Source organism: Maribacter sp. ACAM166 (genome assembly GCF_005771495.1).
Taxonomy (GTDB): Bacteria; Bacteroidota; Bacteroidia; order Flavobacteriales; family Flavobacteriaceae; genus Maribacter.
Map to the genome: position 1 here is coordinate 36,818 of NZ_VAUW01000034.1, position 9,517 is coordinate 46,334.

General features: G+C 35.9%; 10 protein-coding genes. 3 read left to right on the forward strand and 7 right to left on the reverse strand.

Annotation, left to right across the window (positions count from 1 at the left end; all coding sequences use genetic code 11):
- Window position 1: 1 nt before the first annotated feature.
- From ES765_RS17215 to ES765_RS17225, 3 genes are all read left to right on the forward strand, one after another.
- Window positions 2-805, forward strand: coding sequence for a Cof-type HAD-IIB family hydrolase (locus ES765_RS17215; RefSeq protein ID WP_138115584.1), 804 nt, complete (start codon window positions 2-4; stop codon window positions 803-805).
- Between the two features lie 34 nt (window positions 806-839).
- Entirely contained in the window at window positions 840-2,114 is a 1,275-nt protein-coding gene (locus tag ES765_RS17220; protein WP_138115585.1) for a DUF819 domain-containing protein, read from the forward strand.
- A gap of 80 nt (window positions 2,115-2,194) precedes the next feature.
- A complete protein-coding gene (locus ES765_RS17225) occupies window positions 2,195-2,890 on the forward strand; it encodes a DUF4369 domain-containing protein (protein WP_138115586.1) in 696 nt (231 codons plus the stop codon).
- Window positions 2,891-2,969: 79 nt separating this feature from the next.
- Here the strand turns inward: ES765_RS17225 and ES765_RS17230 are convergent, their stop codons facing one another.
- The 7 genes from ES765_RS17230 to ES765_RS21860 all read right to left on the reverse strand — a co-directional run.
- Window positions 2,970-3,239, reverse strand: coding sequence for a hypothetical protein (locus ES765_RS17230; RefSeq protein ID WP_138115587.1), 270 nt, complete (start codon window positions 3,237-3,239; stop codon window positions 2,970-2,972).
- A 56-nt stretch (window positions 3,240-3,295) separates the two neighbouring features.
- Complete coding sequence (locus ES765_RS17235) at window positions 3,296-4,258, reverse strand: type I phosphomannose isomerase catalytic subunit (RefSeq protein ID WP_138115595.1); 963 nt, start codon at window positions 4,256-4,258, stop codon at window positions 3,296-3,298.
- Between the two features lie 90 nt (window positions 4,259-4,348).
- Complete coding sequence (locus ES765_RS17240) at window positions 4,349-4,756, reverse strand: 6-pyruvoyl trahydropterin synthase family protein (RefSeq protein WP_138115588.1); 408 nt, start codon at window positions 4,754-4,756, stop codon at window positions 4,349-4,351.
- Window positions 4,753-5,286 (reverse strand): isopentenyl-diphosphate Delta-isomerase, encoded by a 534-nt coding sequence (gene idi, locus ES765_RS17245; RefSeq protein ID WP_138115589.1) that lies wholly within the window; start codon window positions 5,284-5,286, stop codon window positions 4,753-4,755. The genes ES765_RS17240 and idi overlap by 4 nt, the downstream gene beginning before the upstream one ends.
- Window positions 5,287-5,357: 71 nt before the next feature.
- Window positions 5,358-6,311, reverse strand: coding sequence for a type IX secretion system membrane protein PorP/SprF (locus ES765_RS17250; RefSeq protein WP_138115590.1), 954 nt, complete (start codon window positions 6,309-6,311; stop codon window positions 5,358-5,360).
- A gap of 13 nt (window positions 6,312-6,324) precedes the next feature.
- A complete protein-coding gene (locus tag ES765_RS17255) occupies window positions 6,325-8,295 on the reverse strand; it encodes a gliding motility-associated C-terminal domain-containing protein (protein WP_138115591.1) in 1,971 nt (656 codons plus the stop codon).
- Between the two features lie 83 nt (window positions 8,296-8,378).
- The coding region (locus ES765_RS21860) for a hypothetical protein (protein WP_171017347.1) at window positions 8,379-9,517 on the reverse strand (1,139 nt) is incomplete at its 5' end.

Below are 9,517 nucleotides of genomic sequence, written 5' to 3' on the forward strand. Positions count from 1 at the left end.
TATGAATTTTAAACTACTTTGTTCAGATTTGGATGGCACTTTATTAACGACAAAGAGTGATGTTTCCAATTTTACGATTACACAAATAAACCGCATTAAAAATGATATGCGTATAATTTTGGTTTCGGCCAGAATGCCAAATGCAATGCGATATATTCAAGAAAATTTAGGTATTTCAGATCAGCCTATTGTATGTTATAACGGTGCACTTGTATTATCCGGAAATAAAGAATTAACCTCTGTATTTATCTCTGTGAATATATTAAGAAAAATTTTCACTATCTGCACCGAATTGAATGCAGATCTAGGTCTATATTATAATAATGAATGGTATGTTCCCAAAACTTCAGAACGGGTAGAAATAGAAACAAAACACACACAAACAACGCCCACCCTTCAATCAACATCCACCACATTAAACAATTGGGAGCAAAGAGAAGTTGGAGCGCATAAAATCATGCTAATGTGCACTAAGTCTAGTGCCGATGTATTAATGCCACTATTGCAAGAAAAATTTACCCATATATTAAATCTGTACCGTTCTAACGACACCCTCATTGAAATTGCTCCAAAATCCGTTTCAAAACTCTCAGCTATTAAACTGTTGATTGGTAAAGGTGAATCATTAGAAGATGTAATAGCATTTGGAGATAATTATAACGACATAGAAATGCTAGAAAATGTTGGCTGTGGTGTTGCCGTTGCCAACGGTAGAGATGAAGTTAAAAAAATTGCCGATCATGTTACTTTAAAAAACACTGAAGATGGAGTAGCCATTTTTATACAAGAGAACTTGGTTATTTGATTATATTTGAAAATAGCAACTCACCAAATTTCATATGTACCACCTTCTTTCACAACCTCTAATCACCAATGATACAGTAGTCTTTGGACTTCTGGCACTTTGTTTAGGTTTTATTTTTTATACCTCAAGCTTAAAAACCGGTTTTTGGAGAAAGTTTTATTCTGTTGTACCTGCAGTACTAATGTGCTATTTATTACCTGCTATTCTTACCAGTACAGGTATAGTCTCAGATGAAATTTCCAATTTATATTTTATGGCCAGCAGATATCTACTACCTGCAGCCTTAGTATTGATGACATTAAGTATTAACATTAAAGCCATATCTAATTTAGGTTCAAAAGCCATTATAATGTTCTTAACAGGTAGTATTGGAATAATCATCGGTGGACCAATTGCTATTCTTATCGTTTCAATATTTTCTCCTGATACCGTTGGTGGGAATGATTTTGATGCTATTTGGAGAGGTCTTTCAACCATCGCAGGTAGTTGGATTGGTGGTGGTGCCAACCAAGCAGCTATGTTAGAAATATTTCAGTACAATCCAGAAAAATATGGCGGTATGGTTCTGATAGATATCGTAGTTGCCAATGTTTGGATGGCCATTATATTATTAGGAGTAGGGAAAACGAAACAGATCGATAAATGGTTAAAAGCAGACACCTCGGCCATTGAAACCCTGAGAATTAAGGTTTCTGAGTTTACCGAAAAAATTACCAGAGTACCCACTTTGAAGGATTATATGATGATGTTATCCTTAGCTTTTACCGCTGTTGGTCTTGCTCATTTTTTTGGTGACCACATCAGCGCTTACTTAACCATAAGTTTTGATGCTGTTAGCAACCAAAAAAGCTTTCTTTCATTTTTAGGCTCAGGTTTCTTTTGGATGGTAGTCTTTGCCACTGGAATAGGAATTGCACTTTCATTTACGAAAGCTAAAAATTACGAAGGTGCTGGCGCTAGTAAAATTGGTAGTATGTTCATTTATATATTGGTTGCTACCATTGGAATGAAAATGGACTTGGGTAAGGTACTTGAAAATCCAGGCCTTATAGCTGTAGGTTTTATTTGGATTACCATTCATGCCGGACTGTTAATCTTAGTAGCTAAATTGATTAGAGCACCGTATTTCTTTTTAGCAGTCGGTAGTCAAGCAAATGTGGGTGGTGCCGCATCCGCACCTGTAGTCGCAGCTGAGTTTCATCCATCGTTGACTTCTGTAGGGGTATTATTAGCTGTTTTAGGATATGTGGTGGGTACAGGTGGTGCTTTACTCTGTGCTTATTTAATGGAAGTAGCCTCCACTTTTTAACACTGTTTTTTACTAACAATTTAATGGTTGGCTCCTATATCTATTAAAATTTATAGATATTTGCGCCCTAAAATATACGAATGAAAAGATTGATATTTGTTTTTACAGCATTACTTGTATTAGGTTCATGCAGTGACAATCCAGAAGAAAATTTAATAGTTACTGGAAAAATAAAAGGCCTTAAAAAAGGTATGGTATACTTACAACATATACCAGACACAGTTTTAATTTCTGTGGATTCAGTAGCAATTAACGGTGATGGAAATTTCACCTTCAAAACCAATCTAGAAAGTCCAGAAATATATTATTTGTATTTAGATAAGAATGATAATAATGATATCAATGACCGAATCACTTTTTTTGCTGAACCTGGTACGATTACAATCAATACAGATTGGAATACTTTTGATACCACAGCAAAAATATCTGGCTCTAAAACTCATGGAAAGTTAGATGATTTCAGAAAAACAATGTCTAGCATCAATAAAAGAAACATTGAAATAATGATGAATGCTGCGCAAACTAATAATGAATTGAATCAATTAAGTATTGATTCGTTGCAAAAAATTAGCAATAGAAATACCCAAAGGGGTTATGCTTTTGCTATTAATTTTGCAATCAACAATTCAAACTCATTTATAGCTCCCTACATCGCTGTGAAAGAAATATCAGATGCGAATACCAAATATTTAGACTCTATCTATGGTTTACTTCCTCCAGAAGTAGCAAACTCCAAATACGGTGAGGAACTAGCCGTATTACTTAAAAATAAATGAATTTACTCAACAACTAGTTTAAACTAAAAAAGCATCCTATAAATAGGATGCTTTTTCGATTTCGTTTAGAAGTCCTGAACTAAGTAAGTTCGTTAAGGTCATCGACCAATTTGGTAGCCTTTGTTTCTAAATCCTTTCGTACTGATTTGAAATGTGCCTTTTTATTTTCAACCTTACCTTTGTTGACCTCAACTATAAGCTCATCAAATATTTCAATTGCATTATCTATGATAGCTGCACCCTCTTTTGAGTTATTCTTTCCGTTAGCAGCATCTACTACATAAACGCCTTCTATAATGTCACCAAGAACATTATTAATGTCTTTTTTTAAATCTTTTATACTTGCCATTACTAAATATTTTTTGCAAAAATACGGTTTTTGAATTGCTGAACGCTTAATTCCAGTTAAATAGTCACTTCTAAGAGTTTAGCTCCCGTTGATTGTAATTCTATTTTTTCCATAGAAGCAGGTATTAAAGCTGTTTCACCCTTCCTTATCGATACTTCACCTTTAGGTGTTTTTATTATAGCTTCACCACCAACACACATAAATATAGTAAAAGAATCACGTTCTGTGGTGTCTAATTCAACATTCTCTGTGAGTTGAATAAAATTGGTTTTAAAATAAGGACAATCTACCATGGTACTTATCTTATTCAGATCTTGACGATAAGCAACCTTAAAATCATCTTTCTTGTCATAATCTACAGCGTCTAGGGCCAACGCTGTATGCAACTCACGCAGGTTACCATCCTTGTCTTTTCTGTTAAAATCAAAAACACGATAGGTGACATCTGATGTTTGTTGTATTTCAGCCAACATTACCCCAGCACAAATGGCATGAATTTTACCCGTATTAATAAAAAAGGTGTCTCCTTCTTTTACCTGCTCATAATTTAACAAATCTAAAAGAGTATCTTTTTCTATACTTTCTGCATACTCCTCTTTCGATACATTTTTATTGAACCCAACTATTAATTCAGCTTTTGGGTCTGCATCCATTATATACCACATTTCAGTCTTACCAAAAGAATCATGTCGTTCTTTGGCTAGTTTGTCATTGGGATGTAATTGTATCGACAGATCTTGTTTAGCGTCAATAAACTTTATTAAAATCGGGAACTCCTTTCCAAATCGTTCCACAACACTTTTTCCTAATAGCTCCTCTGCATTAGAATCAATTAAACTTTGAAGTGATTGACCCTCTAAGCTACCATTGGCTATAATCGAAATATCTCCCTTTACGGTTGAAAGTTCCCAGCTTTCGCCAGTGATATCACTTTCAATAGGCTTCCCTAAAACTTCTTTAAGTTTGGTGCCTCCCCAAAGTCTTTCTTTTAAAATCGGTTTAAATTTTAAAGGATATATCATAAACTAAAATATTAACGGTAATAATAGCTGCTTAGCAACGGTAAATATTAACTTTTCTTTTACCCCTTAACAGAAACTCAAGAGATCTTAACCAGAAAAGGTTACAAAATTTCGTGGTGTTTCATAAAGTACAACCTCCAAATCACTAATATCCGAAATGTGAGGTCTTAATTTTTTCCAAATGATAACAGCGATATTCTCTGCCGTGGGATTTAGATTTTTAAATTCAGCCACGTCTACATTAAGGTTTTTATGATCCAAATAGTCTTCAACCTCTAGTTTGATTAAATCTTTTAGAATCTTCATGTCTATAACAAAACCAGTTTCAGCGTCAATTTCCCCAGTCACACTTACGATTAATTCATAATTGTGACCGTGAAAATTAGGATTGTTGCACTTTCCGAAAACATCGGTATTCTTTTTGTCATCCCAATCTTTTCTGTATAATCTATGGGCTGCATTGAAATGTGCTTTTCTACTGACCTTTACCTTCATTTGCTTTCTGATGTATTAAATAAATGTTGGTAGAATTTTTCGAAAATAATTTTAAACCAAGCCGTGTATTCGTCTGGATTATCTGCCATGTCTTTATTGACAAGTTCTGGTGACATCCATTTCCAAGCTTCTACTTCTTTTGGGTTTATCATAGGCTCTGTATTGAAACGCCCTAACATAACATGATCATACTCATGCTCGGTTAGACCATTATCAAATGGAGCTTTATAAATAAATGAAAATAGCTCTTTTAATTCTGCCTCAAAACCCATTTCTTCTTGAAGTCTCCGTTTACCGGCACTTATATTCGACTCTCCTACCCTTTGGTGACTACAACACGTATTGGTCCACAACAATGGTGAATGATATTTTGACGCAGCTCGTTGTTGCAACATAATCTCTCCATTATCATTAGTTATAAAAACCGAGAATGCCCTGTGTAGCAAAGCCTTTTCATGGGCCTCCATTTTAGGCATGATACCAATCTGCTCGTCTTCTTGATTTACAAGAATTACCTCTTCTTCCTTCATTCTGTAAAAATAAGGCGTTTAACTTATTTTACAAAAAGTAGAACATATAATAATACGTTAATAGAATTGGTCTAAAAGAATCGTGGAGATTTCAAATTATTCTTGACTGAAATAAAATCATATCTAAAAATCACTTCAAATGAACCATCATTAAAGGCGGCATTTCCAAGTTCGGTGGTATCCTTATCATAAGCGATGCCTATTAAGAATTTATTAGAAATATTAAATCCTGCCATACCACTAAAAGCTGCACCCCATCGATATGCTGCGCCGACTATAAACTTTTCATTAAACATGAAATTCGCCGACAAATCAACTTGCAGTGGGGCTCCAAGTACAAGTTTGGTTAGTAAAGTTGGCTTGAATTTCACAAACTCATTTAAATCCCATACATAACCTGTTATCAGGTAAAGATTCATTTGCTCTTTAGCTGTCGATAAATTTGTCTTTTGAAAATGTGTTGTTTCTAAAAGACGTGGTATCGATAAGCCTAGATAGAATTTATTGGTATGGTAATAAACTCCAGCTCCAATATTGGGTGACAACCTATTATCTATATCCTGTTGTAAAATTGGATCTGTAGAATACTGATTTAACTCTGAAAAACGTATATCTAGTAAGTTAGCACTTGCCTTAAGACCAAAGCTTAATCTACCCTCACTCGATGTCCAGACAGTATATGAAAAATCTACATCGAAATTAGTTTCTGAGGTCGGCCCTATTTTATCATTAACAATTGATAAACCTAAACCTACTCCCCTATAACCTATGGGCGAATGAACATTTAAAGTTTGTGTAGTCGGAGCTCCTTCTAAACCTATCCATTGCGAACGATGCAATGCTGCGATACTTATATGCCCTCTAGAACCTGCATAAGCAGGGTTCACACTTACCGTATTATACATATACTGGGTATATTGTGCATCTTGTTGTCCATAAGAAAACACACTAAAGACCAGTGCTAGAATAGCGACGACCTGTTTTATAACATGTACTCTTTTAATGTCTATATATGATTTCAACATTCTCCTTATCTCCTTATCTATTAATATATATGTAACCAGAAAGTGACTTTGTTTCCCCGTTTGGTAATTCGTAATCTAGAATATAAAAATATGTACCTACAGGAAGTTTACGATCTACATCAACAGTAATTCTACCCTCAGATGTTCCATCAAAAACATTACCCTCGGTATCATATGCCCTAGTCATATATACCGAAACACCCCATCTATTATAGATTTTCAATGTATTGTTCGGATAATTTTGTAATCCTGTTATTCGCAATATATCATGTATACCATCGCCATTAGGTGTAATTACATTAAACACTTCGATTTCTTCATCCAATTCACCTAAATCTGGATCTAAGTAATTAGGAATACCATCATCATCCGAATCATCATCGATATAATTTCCATTTTGATTTATATCCTCATCAATTGTTTCAATTCCGTCATCATCATCATCAGTATCACGATAATCAGATTCTTCATCACCATCTGTATTTGGCAATTGCGTATAAGGATCGTTTATTTCGTCGTTCACATCTACATCTACAGATATTGAACCTTCAAAGCCATCATCTAGGCCGTCATTATCCTTATCTGACCCTATTCTAATAACGTCTGCAATACCATCTTGATTGAAATCATGTCCTTCGATTTCATCAAGTATATTGTCATTATCACTATCCTCATCCAAATAATCAGGAAGGTTATCACCATCTGTATCTACAGGAAATATTCCCATTAAACCGTTTGACTCGTAGGCATCATCCATCCCATTACCATTAACATCTATTCCTGATGGAGTAATATAATCTGTCGTCGCTTGAGCTTCTACATTATCTGGTATCCCATCGCCATCGCTATCAATATCCATGTAATCTGGGAATCCGTCTCCATCACTATCAGTAGCGTTTGTAGATGGGTCATTATCGCCATCTAGATTTAAATCCTCAAAACTATCAACAATACCATCATTATCACTATCCATATCAACGCCTAAAGGACTGATTAGAATAGTTATAGTTGATGTACTGCAATTACCTAAAGAATCACATACCGTATAATCAAAAACGTCTGTTCCTATATAATTATTATTTGGAAAATATGTAGGTACATCATCTGATGGATTATTAGATGTACCATTATCATCAAGAGTTACTGAACCACTTGTAGGCTGGGTTACACTAAAAGTTCCCGAATTAGGTAAGTCGTTATCGTTAACCTGCCAAGTATCAATGACTCTAATTTCATTACTATTAATAGCGATAGAATCATCATTCGTATCTACAATCGGTAACACCTCTATGGTGACCGTAGCTGCACTACAATCTCCAAAACTATTACAAATTGTATATTCAAAACTATCCATACCGTTAAAATCCGGATTCGGAGTATAGGTAACTATATCATCCAATGGATTATTTGGTGTTCCTCCGTCATCAATGTTTACGGTACCATTTGCAGGGTTCGTAGTTGTTAATGCGCCAAGGCTCGGTAATTCTGTATCATTGCCATAAATATCAATAATCACCGGAATTTCCTCATCAGTTATCACTAAATCGGCAACTAAATTAGCAGCCTGAGGTAAACAGACTACAGTAAAATTAGGTAGACTAAAATTATTACCTGCCTTAGTAACCGTTGCCGTATATTTTACAACAGCATTGGTAGCTATAATCATTGGTCTTAATTGATCCCCTGTTACTGTAGGGTTCCAACTAACGGTGGCGTTATTAGGCACATTCGCTGTTATATCCATCGTTACTTGATTATCTGGATTAGTACAATCTGTTACAATAAAATAGCCTGTCGCATTAGATCCACATAATGTACCGTCATACGTAGCGAAATATATACCAGGTGAGGTAACTTCTAAATAGGATTCTGTTCCCAAAACCGAACTTATATTGGAGGCTTCATACCAGCGATAATTATTTTCATCGCTTAAGTTAGGTGCCTGCAATAAGAATTGGGCATTGGATACTATAATTCCCAGCATCGTAGTCACGATACTGAGAAATATGGTTTTATATATATGGGTTTTTTTCAAATCGATTTGGGATATATTCTTTAATAAGCTATTTATTTAGCTACAAAAACAACATTTATTAATGTATTATAGTCGTATGGTCTGGCTATAACATCATAAGTCATTTCACCATTAGCATCAACACTTACATTTGCAAAAACTGAGCTGTCAAAATAGGTGACATAATAATACAGTTCGTTATTTGCATAGGTTGGTATTGCTGCGGGCGCTCCTGCACTTACTACATCTGGCGTACCATATTGGTCAAGGTATTCTGCGTGCAAATCAATAGTTCTACCTGTACCCGTTGTTGATACATCTACTGCTATAGATGGTGGATAAAATATATCAGGTCTAACATTGGCAATAACATAAGGGGTAGTCAAACTACCATCGCCTGTTACACTAATATCGGTTCCAGCAGTTACAACAGTTTCAGACCCATCTGCAGCTACTACTGATAAATCATAATTAATACCGCTTGGGGTTACAATTACTGAACCGTCTACTGAAGCTATAGTCTGTATTTCATTTAAAGCATTAGTATCGTCATCTGCTGTATTACTTGCTGCCAATTCAGCCAATGCGCCCTCAACTTCAATTGATGTAAAGTTGCCCGCTGCATCTGCAATACTTACTTCAGTAGCTGTTTGGTCATCCGTGCCTGCTGCCGCCAATACCGTAGTGAAGTCCACCGTTTGTGTGCCTCCATCTTCTAAGGTCAGAGTCAGTACATCCGTCGTATCATCAAGGCTGAATGTCGTAATCGTTTGATCGTCCGTATTATCCAAGAAGGTAGACAGGTTTACTGTTCCACCATCCTCTAAGGTTAGTATGTTGCCTGTTGCCAAACTCAACCCCTGGTCGTCCGTGCTGCCAACAGCTAATTCAGCCAATGCGCCCTCAACTTCAATTGATGTGAAGTTGCCCGCTGCATCTGCAATACTTACTTCAGTAGCTATTTGATCATCCGTATTATCCAAGAACGAGGTCAGGTTTACTGTTCCACCATCCTCTAAGGTCAATATGTTGCCTGCTGCCAAGCTCAACCCCTGGTCGTCCGTGCCCGCTGCCGCCAATACCGTAGTGAAGTCCACCGTTTGTGTGCCTCCATCTTCTAAGGTCAGGGTCAGTACATCCGTCGTATCATCAAGGCTGAATGTCGTGATCGTTTGATCGTCCGTATTATCCA

What these genes read in the sequence shown, in the direction of transcription:
- ES765_RS17215 (WP_138115584.1), top strand. Translation starts at nt 2, where the DNA reads ATGAATTTTAAACTACTTTGTTCAGATTTGGATGGCACTTTATTAACG.
- ES765_RS17220 (WP_138115585.1), top strand. Translation starts at nt 840, where the DNA reads ATGTACCACCTTCTTTCACAACCTCTAATCACCAATGATACAGTAGTC.
- ES765_RS17225 (WP_138115586.1), top strand. Translation starts at nt 2,195, where the DNA reads ATGAAAAGATTGATATTTGTTTTTACAGCATTACTTGTATTAGGTTCA.
- ES765_RS17230 (WP_138115587.1), bottom strand. Translation starts at nt 3,239, where the DNA reads ATGGCAAGTATAAAAGATTTAAAAAAAGACATTAATAATGTTCTTGGT.
- ES765_RS17240 (WP_138115588.1), bottom strand. Translation starts at nt 4,756, where the DNA reads ATGAAGGTAAAGGTCAGTAGAAAAGCACATTTCAATGCAGCCCATAGA.
- idi (WP_138115589.1), bottom strand. Translation starts at nt 5,286, where the DNA reads ATGAAGGAAGAAGAGGTAATTCTTGTAAATCAAGAAGACGAGCAGATT.
- ES765_RS17250 (WP_138115590.1), bottom strand. Translation starts at nt 6,311, where the DNA reads ATGTTGAAATCATATATAGACATTAAAAGAGTACATGTTATAAAACAG.
- ES765_RS17255 (WP_138115591.1), bottom strand. Translation starts at nt 8,295, where the DNA reads ATGCTGGGAATTATAGTATCCAATGCCCAATTCTTATTGCAGGCACCT.